At 46.1% G+C, this 14,733-nt stretch carries 7 protein-coding genes; all 7 read right to left on the bottom strand.

Annotation, left to right across the window (positions count from 1 at the left end; genetic code table 11):
- Window positions 1–114 precede the first annotated feature (114 nt).
- Entirely contained in the window at window positions 115–1,719 is a 1,605-nt protein-coding gene (locus tag ACOMG9_RS12405; protein WP_422138024.1) for an F-box/WD repeat-containing protein, read from the bottom strand.
- A 159-nt stretch (window positions 1,720–1,878) separates the two neighbouring features.
- Complete coding sequence (locus ACOMG9_RS12400; RefSeq protein ID WP_448217130.1) at window positions 1,879–3,489, bottom strand: F-box/WD repeat-containing protein; 1,611 nt, start codon at window positions 3,487–3,489, stop codon at window positions 1,879–1,881.
- A gap of 162 nt (window positions 3,490–3,651) precedes the next feature.
- Window positions 3,652–5,205, bottom strand: a complete 1,554-nt coding sequence (locus tag ACOMG9_RS12395; RefSeq protein WP_448217129.1) for an F-box/WD repeat-containing protein — start codon at window positions 5,203–5,205, stop codon at window positions 3,652–3,654.
- A gap of 149 nt (window positions 5,206–5,354) precedes the next feature.
- Window positions 5,355–6,962, bottom strand: a complete 1,608-nt coding sequence (locus tag ACOMG9_RS12390) for an F-box/WD repeat-containing protein (protein ID WP_448217128.1) — start codon at window positions 6,960–6,962, stop codon at window positions 5,355–5,357.
- 170 nt (window positions 6,963–7,132) lie between these two features.
- Window positions 7,133–8,704, bottom strand: a complete 1,572-nt coding sequence (locus ACOMG9_RS12385) for an F-box/WD repeat-containing protein (protein WP_448217127.1) — start codon at window positions 8,702–8,704, stop codon at window positions 7,133–7,135.
- Between the two features lie 149 nt (window positions 8,705–8,853).
- Entirely contained in the window at window positions 8,854–10,464 is a 1,611-nt protein-coding gene (locus ACOMG9_RS12380; RefSeq protein WP_448217126.1) for an F-box/WD repeat-containing protein, read from the bottom strand.
- 239 nt (window positions 10,465–10,703) lie between these two features.
- Complete coding sequence (locus ACOMG9_RS12375) at window positions 10,704–14,663, bottom strand: ankyrin repeat domain-containing protein (protein ID WP_448217125.1); 3,960 nt, start codon at window positions 14,661–14,663, stop codon at window positions 10,704–10,706.
- Window positions 14,664–14,733: the final 70 nt, after the last annotated feature.

Raw genomic sequence — 14,733 nt, 5'->3', positions numbered from 1 at the left:
CACCTGGAAGATTTGAAAATTATTTAGTTAGTCAGAGACAGTTCCGGAATGAAAGTTCATACCAGGTTGGTAAGTACAGCTAACAAAATGACTTTCGTCGCGTGCCGGATGGTGTCACTCAGTGACAGCAGACCATGAATGATTCCTCCGTAGTTCAGTGATTTTTACTATGCCATCCTCGCTGGATGTGATCACCTGGCTACCGTCGGCGCTAAAGGTGGCCGATGTGAGCCAGCCTTCATGGACAATGGTGGCTTTTTCTAACCATGAGCCATCATCCTGCTGACCAATGATTTTCGCCGTATTGTCCATGCTGGCAGTCACCAGATGACGACCATCAGGGCTGAAGGTGGCTGAGAAGACCCGACCCTTATGGAAAAAGGTGCCTTTTTCTTTCCAAAAGCCATTGGCTGTTTTGCCGTAAATTTTCACTTTACAATCATTGCTGGCAGTGACTAAATGGCGGCCATCGGGGCTGAAGCTGGTCGAGTTGATAAAATCACCGTGTTGAATGATGCCGCTTTTTGCCCATGATCCGTCGGCCTTTTTCTCATAGATTACCGCTTTGCGATCCGGACTGACGATGACCACAGAGCCGCCATTGGCACTAAAGGTGGCTGAAATGATACTACCGTCATGAGGAATGGCATCTTTTTCTTCCCATGATTCAGCGTCCTTCTGGCCAATGATTTTCAACGTCTTATCCTTACCGGCGGCTACCACATAACAACCATCAGTGCTGAAATTGGCTGAATAGATAGCATTCTTATAAAAAAAGCTGGCTGATAACTTCCATGATCCCTCACCTTTCTTACTAAGGATTTTCACTTTACCATCCAGACTGGAGGTAACCAGATGTTGGCTATCGGTGCTGAAGGTGGCTGACCTGATGTACCCATTATGAACAATGGTGGTTTTTGGTTCCCATGATTGATCACATCCCAGATTATATATCTTCGCTGCACAATGACGATTGACGGTTACTAAATGGTGACTATTGGGGCTGAAAATGGCTGGTTGGAAATTGCTTTCATGAGGAAAAGAGGTTTCTAGTTCCCATGTTTTATCAGGATTTTGGCGGTAGATTTTTGCTCTATGGTCGCCATTGGTGGTTGCCAGATAGCAGCCATCGGCACTGAGGGCCGCTGATTTGACCTTGTTGAGACTTGCGTTAGCGTTGGGGTTTTGTAGGCTGATGGCTGGGTTGATTTCATGAGTTTTGTCAATGGTGGCTTTAGTGACTAATTCAAAGGTTTTACATTTAGACATCAGCTCAGTCCGGGCGAAAAATAATAGTGCAGGTAAATAAATATTCGTCGGCTGGAGATCCAGGAGTGACTCGACTAACGCCTTATTATTTGAAAACGACTCAAGCCACTCACGGCGTTGATTCTTATCTTTTGCGCTGATGGTCATCCTCAGTTGATTCTGTTGTGCTGAAGAAAACTGGCGATACCAGGCTTTTTCCAGAGCGTTATTTTCCTTGATTGTGTCGCGAAGACGAGTACATACCTTTTGTAAACTGCGAATATCCCGAAGTTTCAAATGGCAAAAAATCATGGAAAGTGTATCTGAGTCTAAATCTTGCAATGAAAGTTTTTGCTTTTCTTGCTCGTCAGCTTCAGTGATGGACCTGCCCTCGTGGTTACCCGTTGGTGTTAGCGATAGAGCTTGCACTGATGGTGGTTCAATAACGGAATTATTATTTATTTCATGCATATCTTGATCCTGTAAAGCGGGTGTTTATTCTCGATCGCCAGGGCGGTTAAAAAGTTATTTAGTTAGAGACAGTTCCAGAATGAAAGTTCAAGACGGGCTGGTCAGTGAAACTAACAAAATGACTTTTGGTGGATGCAGGATGGTGTTACTGAGATAGCGTCACTCAGTGACAGCAGACAATAAATGATTCCTTCGCAGTTCAGTGATTCTCACCGTGCCGTCCTCACTGGATGTGATTACCTGGCTGCCGTCGGCGCTAAAGTTGGCCGATGAGAGCCAGTCATCATGGACAATGGCGGCTTTTTCTGACCATGACCCATCATCCTGCTGACCAATGATTTTCGCCGTTTTGTCATAGCTGGCAGTCACCAGATGGCGGCCATCAGGGCTGAAGGTGGCTGATATGACCAGACTCCTATGGGAAAAGGTGGCTTTTTCTTCCCATAAGCCATTGGCTTTTCTGTCGTAAATTTTTACTGTGTGATCATAGCTGGCAGTCACCAGATGTCGGCCATCGGGGCTGAAGTTGGCCGACTTGACAGGTCCCCTGTGTTGAATGACGGCATTTTCTGCCCATGATCCATCAGTCTTCTTGCTGTAAATGATCGCCTTGCAATCGACAATACTGGCAGTGGCTACACAGTCACCATCGGCGCTGAAGGTGGCTGAGATGACACTGCCACCATGTTGAATGACATCTTTTACTTCCCATGATGGATTGTCCTTCTGGCGATGGATTTTCACTGTCCTATCCTGACAGGCGATTAACGCGTAGCAGCCATCGGTGCTGAAAGTGGCTGAATAGATATCACAATGATGGGAAAAGATGACTGATAACACCCATGATCCATCATCTTTTTGGCTACTGATTTTAACTGTGTTATCCAAACTGGCGGTCACGATATGTCGACCATCGTTGCTGAAGGTGGCTGATCTGATGAGATCATAATGAGTAATGGTGGCTTTTGGTTCCCATGATTCATTGCATCCCAGAGCATAAATCTTCGCTGTGCCATCACCACTGAAGCTCACTGCATGGTGACTATCGGGGCTGAAATTCGCTGATTTGACCCATCCTTCATGAGGAATGGTTGTTTTTATTTCCCATGATCCATCAGGCTTGTGGCCGTAGATTTTTGCCGTATTGTCGCCATTGGCCGTGACCAGGTAGCGGCCATCACTACTGAGGGCGGCTGAATTGACTCTATTGAGGTGTTCCAGGTGGATACGATCGACTAATTGAAGGTCTGGGTTGGGTTTATATATTTTGTCAATGGTGGCATTAGTGACTAATTCAAATCTTTCACATTTGGACATCAGCTCAGCCCTGCTGAAAAATAACAGAGCTGCTAGATAAACGCTCGTCGGCTGCCGATCTGAGAGTGACTCGAGTAACGCCTGATCATTCGAAAACGACTCAAACCAGGCTCGGAGTTGATTCTTATCTTTTCCAGCGATGGTCATCCTTAGTTGAAACTGGTGTTCTGAAGAAAACTGGCAAAACCAGGCTTTTGCCAGAGCGTTATCTTCTTTGATAGTGTCGCGAAGGCGGGTAGATACCTTTTGTAAACTGCGAATATCCCGAAGTTTCAAATGGCAAAAAATTAAGGACAGTGTCTCTGAGGGTAAATCCTGTAATGAAAGTTTTTGCTTTTCTTTCGTGTCAGCTATAGAGGTGGACCTGCCCGCGTAGTTACCCGTTAGTGCCGGGACTTTGGTTGGAGCTGGCGTCGGTGGTGGTTCAAAACCGGAATTATTGATTCCATTCATGTCTGGATCCTGCAAAGCTGTTGATTATTCTCGATCGTCAGGGCGGTTTAAAAATTATTTAGTGAGCAGAGACATTTCCAGAATGAAAGTTCAAAACAGGCTGGTCAGTGAAACTAACAAAATGACTTTCGGTGCATGCGCAATGGTGTTGATGAGATAGCGTCACTCAGTGACAGCAGACAATAGATGATTCCTTCGCAGTTCAGTGATTCTCACTGTGCCGTCCTCACTGGATGTGATCACCTGACTGCCATCGGCGTTAAAGGTGGCCGATAAGATAGGGCCATCATGAACAATCCTGGCCTTTTCTGACCATGTGCCATCATCCTGCTGACCAATGATTTTCGCCGTCTTGTCCCTGCTCGCAGTCACCAGATGACGGCCATCTGGGCTGAAGGTGGCTGATAAGGTACAACGCTTATGGGAAAAGGTGGCTTTTTCTTCCCATAAACCATTGGCTTTTCTGCTGCAAATTTTCACTGTGCCATCCTGGCAGGCAATCACCAAGTGATGGCCATCGGGGCTGAAGGTGGCTGAGCTAATAGGTTCCTCGCGTCGAATGATGGTATTTTTTTCCCATGAAACATCGGACTTCTGCTCATAGATTTTCGCAGTGCGATCATTACTGGCAGTCACCAAATAGTGGCCATTGGGACTGAAGGTGGCTGACCGGACAATGTCATTATGGCGGATGACATCTATTTCTTCCCATAATCCATCGACTACCTGTCTATGGATTTTCGCAGTATTATCATCACTGGCGGTTACCACATAGCGGCCATCGGTGCTGAAACTGGCTGACCAGACAGCTCCTTTATGGCGAAGGGTAGCGGTTAATTTCCATGACCCATCGCGTTGTTGGCTATGGATTTTCGCTGTTCGGTCGCCACTGGCGGTCACTACATGTTGGCAATCGGTGCTGAAGGCAGCTGACGTGATGTCAAGATCATGGGCAATGGTGGTGTTTGGTTCCCATGATTCATTGCGCACCAGATCATATATCTTGGCCCTGCCATCCAGACTGGCTGTCACTACATGTTGACTGTCGTTGCTGAAGGTCGCTGATTGGACCCAGAAGTCATAGGGAATGCTGGTTTCTTTGTCCCATGTTTCATCAGCCTTTTGGCCGTAGATTTTTGCCGTATGGTCTTCATTGGCGGTGACCAGGTATCGGCCATCAGCACTGAGTTCTGCTGAGTACACATCACACTTTATGTCAATGGAGGCCTTAGTGACTAATTCAAAGGTTTCACATTGAGACATCAGCTTAGCCTTGGTGAAAAATAATAGAGCAGGTGAATAAACACTCGTCAGCTGGCGATCTGTGAGTAACTTGATTAACGCCTGATCATTGGAAAACGACTCAAACCAGGCTCGGAGTTGATTTTTATCTTTGCTGGTGATGGTCATCCCCAGTTGATTCTGGTGTGGTGATGAAAACTGGCGATACCAGGCTTTTGCCAGTGTGTTATCTTCTTTGATAACTTCCCGAAGGCGGGTACATACCTTTTGTAAACTGCGAATATCCCGAAGTTTCAAATGGCAAAAGATCATGGAAAGTGTATCTGAGTCTAAATCTTGCAATGAAAGATTTTGCTTTTCTTGCTTGTCAGCTTCAGTGATGGACCTGGCCGCGTGGTGACCCGTTGGTCTTAGCGATAGAGCTTGAACTTGCGTCAGTGGTTGCTCAAAACCGGAATTATTGATTCCATCCATGTCTGGATCCTGCAAAGCTGGTGTTTATTCTCGATTATGAGGGGATTTTGAAAATTATTTAGTTAGTCAGAGACAGTTCCGGGATGAAAGTTCATAACAGGTTGGTAAGTAAAACTGACAAAATGACTTTTTGTGCATGCAGAATGGTGTCACTCAGTGACAGCAGGCGATAAATAATTCCTCCTTAGTTCAGTAATTTTCACTATGCCATCTTCACTGGATGTGATCACCTGACTGGCATCGGCGCTAAAGGTGGCCGATGAGATCCAGTCATTATGGGCAATGTTGGCTTTTTCTAACCATGAGCCATCATCCTGTTGACCAATGATTTTCGCCGTTTTACAAAACAAGACAGTAGTCACTAGATGGCGGCTATCAGGACTGAAGTTGGCTGACAAGAGCCAAAGCTTATGGGGAAAGGAGGCTTTTTCTTCCCATAAGCCATCGACTTTTCGGCCGTAAATTTTCACTGTGCGATCTCTGCTGGTAGTCGCCAGATGGCGGCTATCGGGGCTGAAAGTGCCCGAGTTGACAGTATCTTTGTGTTGTATAGTGGTATTTTTTATCCATGATCCATCGGACTTCTTCTCATAGATTTTCGCTTTGTAATCCATACTGGCAGTGACCAGATAGCGACCATCGGCGCTGAAGGCGGCTGACAGGACAGTCGCCTCATGGGGAAAAACCTTTTTTTCTGTCCATGATCCATCGGTCTGCTGACTATGGATTTTCGCAGTGTTATCGTAACTGGCGGTAACCACATGGCAGCCATCGGTGCTGAAACTGGCCGAATAGAGCGATTTCTCATGAGGAAGGATGGCTGTTAACTGCCAGGAACCATCGCGCTTTTGGCTATGGATTTTCGCCGTTCCATCCATACTGGCGGTCAACACATGTTGGCTATCGGTGCTGAAGGCAGCTGATCTGATGTGATTTTCATGGGAAATGGTGGTGTTTGGTTCCCATGATTCATTGCATTCCAGGTCACATATCTTTGCCATGCTATTACTACTGACGGTGACTAAATGATGACTATCGGGGCTGAAAATCGCTGATTTGACATGGCCTTCATGAGGAATGGTGGTTTTAATTTCCCATGTTCCATCAGGGTTTTGACTGTAGATTTTTGCCGTATTGTCTCCATTGGCGGTGACCAGATAACGGCCATCGCTGCTGAGGGCGGCTGAATTGACTTTACTGAGCTGTCCCAGGCGGATGCGATTAATAATGCCGGTGGCTGAGTTGGTTTTATAAGTTTTATCAATGGTAGCTTTAGTGACTAATTCAAAGGTTTTACAGTTCGACATCAGCTCAGCCTTGGTGAAAAATAACAGAGCAGGTAAATAAACACTCGTTGGTCGGCGATTCGTAAGCGACTCGATGAACGCCTGATCATTGGAAAACGATTCAAACCAGGCACGCAGTTGATTCTTATTTTTTACAGTGATGGTCATCCTTAGTTGAGACTGATGTTGAGGAGAAAACTGGCGATACCAGGCTTTTGCCAGTGTCTTATCTTCTCTGATAACGTCGCGAAGACGGGTACAGACCTTCTGTAAACTGCGAATATCCCGAAGTTTCAAATGGCAAAAGATCAGGGACAGTGTATCTGAGGCCAAATCCTGCAATGAATGTTTTTGCTTTTCTTTCTTGTCAGCTACAGCGATGGATCTGCCTGCATGGATACCCGTTGGTGTTAGCGATAGAGCCTGCGTCAGTGGTGGTTCAATACCGGGCTTATTATTTATTCCATGCATGCCTGGTTCCTGAAAAGTTGTTATTTATCTACGATCAGCAAGGACGTTTAAAAATTATTTAGTCAGTCAGAGACAGTTTCAGAGTGAAAGTTCATAACAGGCTGGTCAGTGAAATTAACAAAATGACTTTCGGTACATTCAAAAGGGTGTCACTCAGTGACAGCAGACAATTAATGATTTCTCCGTAATTCAGTGATTTTCACTATGCCATCTTTACTGGATGTGATCACCTGACTGCCATCGGCGCTGAAGCTGGCCGATGTGATAAAGTCATCATGGACAATGTTGGCTTTTTCTAACCATGAGCCATTATCCTGCTGACCAATGATTTTTGCCGTTTTACAACGCTTGTAAATTGACACCAGGTGGCGGCCATCAGGGCTGAAGCTGGCTGACAATACTTCATCATCATGGAAAAAAATGGCTTTTACTTTCCATACACCATTGGCGTTTCGACCGTAGATATTCACTGTGCCAAAGTTGCTGCCGGTCACTAAATGGCGGCTATCGGGGCTGAAGGTGGCCGATTTGTTAACGTTGTTGTATCGAGTGAGGGTATTTTCTTTCCATGATCCATCGGACTTCTTCTCAAAGAGTTTCGTCCTGCAATCCATACTGGCGGTGACCAAATAGCAACCATTGGGGCTGAAATTGGCTGAAATGACTTTACCACTATGGGGAATGGAATCTGTTTCTTCCCATGATCCATCCGCCTTCTGGCTATGAATTTCCACCGTTTTATTAAAAGAGGTGGTGACCACATGGCAGCCATCATCGCTGAAGTTGGCTGAGTTGTAGGCTTTCCTGAGGGTGGCCGTTAATCGCCACGATCCATCATCCTTCCGGCTAAGGATTTTCCCTGTGTTATCACAACCGGTGATCACCGCATGACGACTATCAGTGCTGAAGGTGGCTGAATTGATGAGAGCACCATGGCGAAAGGTAGTGTTTGGTTCCCATGATTCATCCCATGCCAGATCATATATCTTCGCCGCATTAAAACTTACGGTTAATAGATGGTGACTATCGGGGCTGAAAATGGCTGATACAACCGGTTTGTCATGGGGAATAGTGGTTTTTATTTCCCATATTCCATTAGCCTTGAGGCCGTAGATTTTTGCCGTATGGTCTCCATTAGCTGTGACCAGATAGCGGCTATCAGCACTGAGAGCGGCTGAGTTAACCCTATTGAGCTCTGGCCTATTCAAGGGACCGGCAATGGGGGGGGATGAGTTCGCTTTATAAGTTTTGTCAATGGTGGCTCTGGTGACTAATTCATAGGTTTTACATTGAGACATCAGCTCAGCCCTGGTGAAAAATAATAGAGCGGGTGAATAAACACTCGTCGGCTCGCGCTCTGTGAGTGACTGGAGTAACGCCTGATCATCGGAAAAGGACTCAAACCAGGCTCGGAGTTGATTCTTATCTTTAATGGTGAGGGGCATTCTCAGTTGATTCTGGTGTGATGAAGAAAACTGGCGAAACCAGGCTTTTGCCAGAGCCTTGTCTTCTTTGATCAGGTCGCGAAGGCGGGTACATACCTTTTGTAAACTGCGAATATCCCGAAGTTTCAAATGGCGAAAAATCAGGGACAGTGTATCTGAGGTTAAATCCTGAAATGAATATTTTATTTCCTTGTCAGATACAGTAACGGACCTGCCCGCACTGTTATCCGTTGTTGTTAGCGATAGAGCTTGTGTTAGTGGTGATTCAGTAACGCGATTTTTATTTATGCCATTCATGACTGGCTCTTGCAAAGTTGCTTTTTATCGTTGATCAACAAGGGCAGTTAAAAAATATTCAGTCAGTTAGAGAAAATTTCAGAATGAACGTTCATAACAGGCTGATCAGTGGAACTAACAAAATGCCTTTCGGTGCATGCAGAAAGATGTCACTCAGTGACAGCAGACAATGAATGATTTCTCCGTAATTCAGTGATTTTCACTATGCCATCCATACTGGATGTGATCACCTGGCTGCCATCGGCGCTGAAGCTGGCCGATGAAATAGAGTCATCATGGAAAATGTTGGCTTTTTCTAACCATGAGCCATCATCCTGCTGACCAATGATTTTCGCCGTTCCGTCCTTGCTTGCAGTCACCACATGACGGCCGTCAGGGCTGAAGGTGGCTGAAAAGACCCAATCATCATGGAAAAAAGAGGCTTTTTCTTTCCATAAGCCATCGGCTTTTCGGCCGTAAATTTTCACGGTTTGATCTCTTCTGGCCGTCACTAAATGACGGCCATCGGGGCTGAAGGTGGCGGATTTGACATATTTAGTGTGTTGAATGAAGGTATTTTCTTCCCATGATCCATCGGATTTCTTCTCATAGATTCTTGCCTTGCAATCATTCATACCGACGGTAACCACATAGCGATCATCGGCGCTGAAGGCGGCTGACAGGATAGCCTCCTCATGGGGAAAAACTTCTTTTTCTTCCCATAATCTGCCGTTCTGGCTGTAGATTTTCGCGGTTTTATCCCTGCAGGCAATTAGCAAATGGCGGCCATCGGTGCTGAAAATGGCTGAATGGATAGCATCGTAATGGGCAAGGATGGCAGTTGAATTCCATGATCCATCATCCTTCTGACTGTAGATTTTTGCTGTGTGATCCAAACTGGCGGTTACTACATGTCGACTATCGGTGCTGAAAGTGGCAGAAGAGATTAGATTATCATGGCGAATGGTGGCCTTTGGTTGCCATGTTTCATTAGATCCCAGGTCAAATACCTTCACCATGCCATAGCCATACGAACAGACGATCAACAGATGGTGACCATCGGGACTGAAAATTGCTGATACGACCTGTCTATCAAGAGGAATGGTGGTTTTAATTTCCCATGTTCCATCCGTCTTGTGGCCGTAGATTTTTACTGTATTGTCGCCATTGGCGGTGACCAGATAGCGGCCATCAGCACTGAGGTCGGCTGAGTAGACTCTATTGTCAGCTTCCATAATCAGGAGCTCGTCAGAGCTGGTGTCTGAGTTGGCTTTATAAATTTTGTCAATGGTGGCTTTTCTGACTAATTCAAAGGTTTTACATTGAGACATCAGCTTAGCCCTGGTGAAAAATAATAGAGCCGGTGAATAAACACTCGTCGGCTCGCGCTCTGTAAGTGACCGGAGTAACGCCTTATCAATGGAAAACAACTCAAACCAGGCTCGGAATTGATTCTTGTCTTTTAAGGAGAGCGTCATCTTCAGCTGATTCTGGTGTGCCGAAGAAAACTGGCGATACCAGGCTTTTGCCAGAGCGCTATCTTCTTTGATCACGTCGCGAAGGCGGGTACAAACCTTTTGTAAACTGCGAATATCCCGAAGTTTCAAATGGCGAAAAATCAGGGACAGCGTATCTGAGGTTAAATCCTGAAATGAAGATTTTTTTTCCTCGTCAGATACAGTAATGGACCAGCCTGCACTGTTACCCGTTGGTGTTAGCGATAGGACTTGAGTTTGCGTTATTGGCGGTTCAATAACGGGTTTATTATCTATTCCATGCATGACGGGCTCCTGCAAAGTTGTTATTTATCTTTGATCAACAAGGACGTTTAGAAATTTTTAGTCAGTCAGAGACAGTTTTAGAATGAAAGTTCAAAACAGGTTGGTAAGTACAACTAACAAAATGATTTTTGGTGCATGCAGGATAGTGCTACTGAGATAGTGCTACTGAGATAGTGTCACTCAGTGACAACAGACAATAAATGATTCCTCCGTAATTCAGTGATTTTCACTTTTATTGCTCACTGTTGAAGGCTGCCCGATGGTTGGGCTCCATAGTCTTCAAGAAGTTTCTTGCAGTCTGTGCAGATAAGCTGCATAGCATAGTCGAGAGCTGTCCTGCCATATTTATCCTTCTCTTTGGCCAGTGAGCGGTCAGAGTCCAGCAATTTCTGGATGACCTCTGGATGGTCCCAATCAGCGGCTGTGTGGAGAGGCGTTTTGCCATCGTTGTCCTTCTCTTTGGCCAGTGAGCGGTCAAAGTCCAGAAATGTCTGGATGGCCACTGTGTGGCCAAGAAAAGCAGCATTGTGGAGAGCCGTTTTGCCATCGTTGTCCTTCTCTTTGGCCAGTGAGGGGGCAATTTTCAGCAATTTTTGGATGGTCTCTGTGGGGCCTTCATAAGCAGCTTTGTGGAGAGCCGTTTCGCCAAAGATATTCTTCTCTTTGACCAGGGCGGGGTCAAAGTTCAGCAATGTCTGGATGACCTCTGTTTGGCCTTCCGAAGCAGCCAAGTGGAGAGCCGTTTCGCCATCAATCTTCTCTTTGGCCAGGGAGGGTTCAAACGCCAGCATTTTCTTGATCAATGGTGTGATGCCAGTGCGGACAGCAGAGTGCAAATCCCGAAGGCGCTTGATTCGGTCACTGTCCGGCAATACCTTGGCCTTGATGGTCCCTGTGTGACCTTGACCGGAAGCAAAGTGGGGTAATTTTGCTCCATCAGGCGACGAGCTTTTTTCTTCTGGCTTCACTTTCGGCTGAACATCAAACACTTTCGTCACAAAAATCTCAGGCAGTCGGATGGTTGTTAATTGATTGGCTGAAATACTCTTGCGGCAGAGAGAACACTCATTTTTGCTTTTTACCCAACTGGTAATGCAATCTTTATGGAAGAGTTGACCGCAACAGGGAGTGGCCGCAACATTTTCGACCATTGCCTCCATACAAATTGGACACTCCATGTGAGCCACTGCGTCTGTAGACTCCTGAGTTGATGGCGATGAAGCAATTTCCGATGATGTAGGTTTTTGATTGAATATCGGCTCAAGCAGCTCCAGAACCTGTTTGAGCTTCAGGTCTTTTTCAAGATAAGAAGATACACGGGCATAATCGTATAAAGGCTGCCAGCCAAGTGCGTCAAAGAGATCTTTATCAAGCAGCTCATTGGCCACAGCATCTGATAAACCATGCAAAAGCCAGGAAAAAATAGTACCGGCGCTGATACCTCGATCAACCAATATATGAAAAGGCGTACAACCAGTAATATTGGCTTTCGATAGCATGGCTGGCGTAATGGTTTCAGCATTGCGTTCAAAGAATGCTGCAATCTCTTCAGGTGAGCTGTTTCTTGCTATTTCGTGTAACTGGTTTTCACCACTGGCGACAGTGACTATGGATTTTTCTGTGATGCTTTTTTCTCGCTCTACCTTCAACCAGTCAAGTCGATGTGACCTGACTTGAAGCAGCCCGGCCTGTTGAAACAGCTGGTCCCAGCTGAGTTCAGGGTTAGTCTCCAAAAGTGTTTTTAGAAGCTGCTCATGCTTATGCTCAAGGTTAGCCCGCAACCAGGACGATGCAGCTGCAGGAGAAGTATGCTGTAAAAACATCTGAGATACAGAGACACCGGCATGGTTGGTTGTTAATCCTATGAGATAATCAAAGTAAACCCTGCCCAGAAATGCTTTGGTCAGTGAGATATTACCTCTGGCAAAGAGAAGATGCAGCGGGGTATAGCCATCAATGGCTCGTTTTTTGCCTAACACCTTAGAGTCAAGGTAAATGCGACAGCCTTCAATAAGCCGTTGAATGGTAGATGGATAAGCCTGACCAAACAGTATGTGCAGTGGCGTTTCGCCATTATGGGCTTCAGCCTCCAGCATAGCACCGGTCATCAGGGAATAATTCTGGTCAATAAAATTATAAATCAGCGTGTTACTGCAACTGGCAAAAAGAATATGCAGCAGGTTTGCGCCACTGAAATTCTGCATTGCCAGATCCTGGCGAACAGGTCTGCCTGTCTGATTTTGTAATCTTTGAAACACTCCCTCCACTGCCCGGAAGAAATTCCGGTGATAAAGAATATGAAGCGGAGTTGAACCTCTGCGATTCTGCCGGGCCTGCAATTCCCAGGTAATCATCTTGCCATTGGATCGAATGGTTTCCATGATGTCCTGTTCTGACTGATATTGAAACAGGTAGTGTGCTGATGTCCAGCCGTCATTGTCTGGAAGCTGTATCAGTTCAGCGGTTAGCCAATGCTTGAAACGCTGCAGAAACGACCGGATGACTGCCGGTGAAGTATATTGGGCCAGATCGTGAAGCACGGTTCTGTGGTTACGATCGGTCTGATTTAAATCCTCAGCGACTATCGGTAAATCGAATTGTTGTAACAGGTCGAGCAGGGTTTCTTCCGTTCCGAAACGAATCATGAAACGGAACAGAGTCAGAGTATTGTCCATTGAAGGTGTTCCCGGTACCTGCCCTCTGTACCGAGTGCACTGACTTTGGGTATGGCTTTTTAGCATTACTTGGCGTGCGTCAAGGGTACCTGCAATGGGTCTGAATTGTTGACACTGATCGCATGTTATCCAGTGCCTTTCTGCGTGAGGCAGTAACTCCTGAAGCAAAAACCCGCTTTGTTCGCAATCCATACAAGATAGCCTTAAACCGGCTTCTGACGCAGGCCTGTCCAGATTCGCTAACACCTGTCGTTTGCTGACGTGATATTCGGTTTGATGCAGTATGACGGTGTAATACTCATCATCCCCGAAAAATGCATTATGAGTGAAATCGGTACCTTTGTTATCAGGTTCTGGGTAATTCTGCTCTGGCTGGTTTTGTTGTTTTTCATTGTTGCGTGTCTGGCGGCCTGAATAACGCTGTTTGTTGCCTTTATTCACTGCGGGATTTTGTGAACTTGTGCTTTCGGAGTTTCCCAACTGTATGGTTTCGGGGGGTGTCTGAGTCTTGGTCTGTCTTCTAAAAGTGCGTTCCAGTTCCGAGTATTCAAACTCAAGACTGAACTCAGTATCTGGAAGTTCCAACACGATAGCCAGTTGCTTTCGGAGGGATTTAAGGATTTCTTCAGATAATGGGTTGGGCAGTTCATCTGAGTCTGCTGTCAGCGCCAGAAGCCGTTGTATCAGTTGCTCCCTGCCACTGAGTCTGGGTGCGAGCCAGTGTAAAAGCGCCCGTGTATCAAGCAGCTTATCCGCCAGTTCCCGGGATTCAGCCAGGCTGATTTGGAAGGTAAGCGGCGGCGAATCACCGAACCGCACAACCATCGTTACCCCTTCGGGCTGTGTATTGGTAAGCCAGTGGTACACCCCGACAAAGGGCAGATAATCACGCCAGTTAGCAGGCAGGCTCAGAGTGGGCAGGAGAATCAGGTCGACCATCATTTTGTCGGGTACGGGCATAAAGGGCGGTCGTTTGAAATCGTTGTCATCGTCAGTGTCGTAGCCACCACCTGAAGGGCTTTGAAACAATACAGGCTTGATTGGCATATCGGCGGGAGGAATTGCCCCGGCATTTTGAGTATCGCGCGTTTTTTCTACTCGTCCATCTACCACTAAAAAAGGCTTTTTTGAACGCAGATATTGCCCTGATGTGAATGGATACGGGTGATTAAAAGACTCCGGGCAAGGCTGGCTTTCTTTAATCGTCATTCTGCCCGTTCGCTCACTCAACCTAAGCACATAAAGATGGGTTGATTTATCACTATCAGAAAAAAGGAAAGGTACAACAGCACTGGCTTCATAAGTAAAGCCCTGAGCGTTTAAGCCTTGTGCACAGACAATAAATGGCTGGTTAATCTGCCCGGAAATAGTGACTTCGCCAGTAAAAGACTGTGTTCGTGTGCCCTGAGTTTTTGTAGCAACACTTACCGACCTGGCTCGAACGGATATAGAGGCATCACTTTGTTGGTTTACAGGCAACTGCCATTCCAAATATTCACCAGCGGCCACTTCAGGATTTGTCAAAATGGTAAGTACTGTTGCTACAAATGATACAGTCGACAGCTGTAGAAAGGTGTAAAAGATGTACATTGCC

It is taken from the genome of Endozoicomonas sp. PH6C (assembly GCF_059322965.1).
The sequence above is the reverse complement of the archived record's forward strand: the minus strand, read 5'-3'. Positions and strand labels throughout refer to the sequence as shown.

Excerpts from the sequence above, each read along its gene's own strand:
- ACOMG9_RS12405 (WP_422138024.1), bottom strand. The coding sequence starts at position 1,719 with ATGCATGAAATAAATAATAATTCCGTTATTGAACCACCATCAGTGCAA.
- ACOMG9_RS12400 (WP_448217130.1), bottom strand. The coding sequence starts at position 3,489 with ATGAATGGAATCAATAATTCCGGTTTTGAACCACCACCGACGCCAGCT.
- ACOMG9_RS12395 (WP_448217129.1), bottom strand. The coding sequence starts at position 5,205 with ATGGATGGAATCAATAATTCCGGTTTTGAGCAACCACTGACGCAAGTT.
- ACOMG9_RS12390 (WP_448217128.1), bottom strand. The coding sequence starts at position 6,962 with ATGCATGGAATAAATAATAAGCCCGGTATTGAACCACCACTGACGCAG.
- ACOMG9_RS12385 (WP_448217127.1), bottom strand. The coding sequence starts at position 8,704 with ATGAATGGCATAAATAAAAATCGCGTTACTGAATCACCACTAACACAA.
- ACOMG9_RS12380 (WP_448217126.1), bottom strand. The coding sequence starts at position 10,464 with ATGCATGGAATAGATAATAAACCCGTTATTGAACCGCCAATAACGCAA.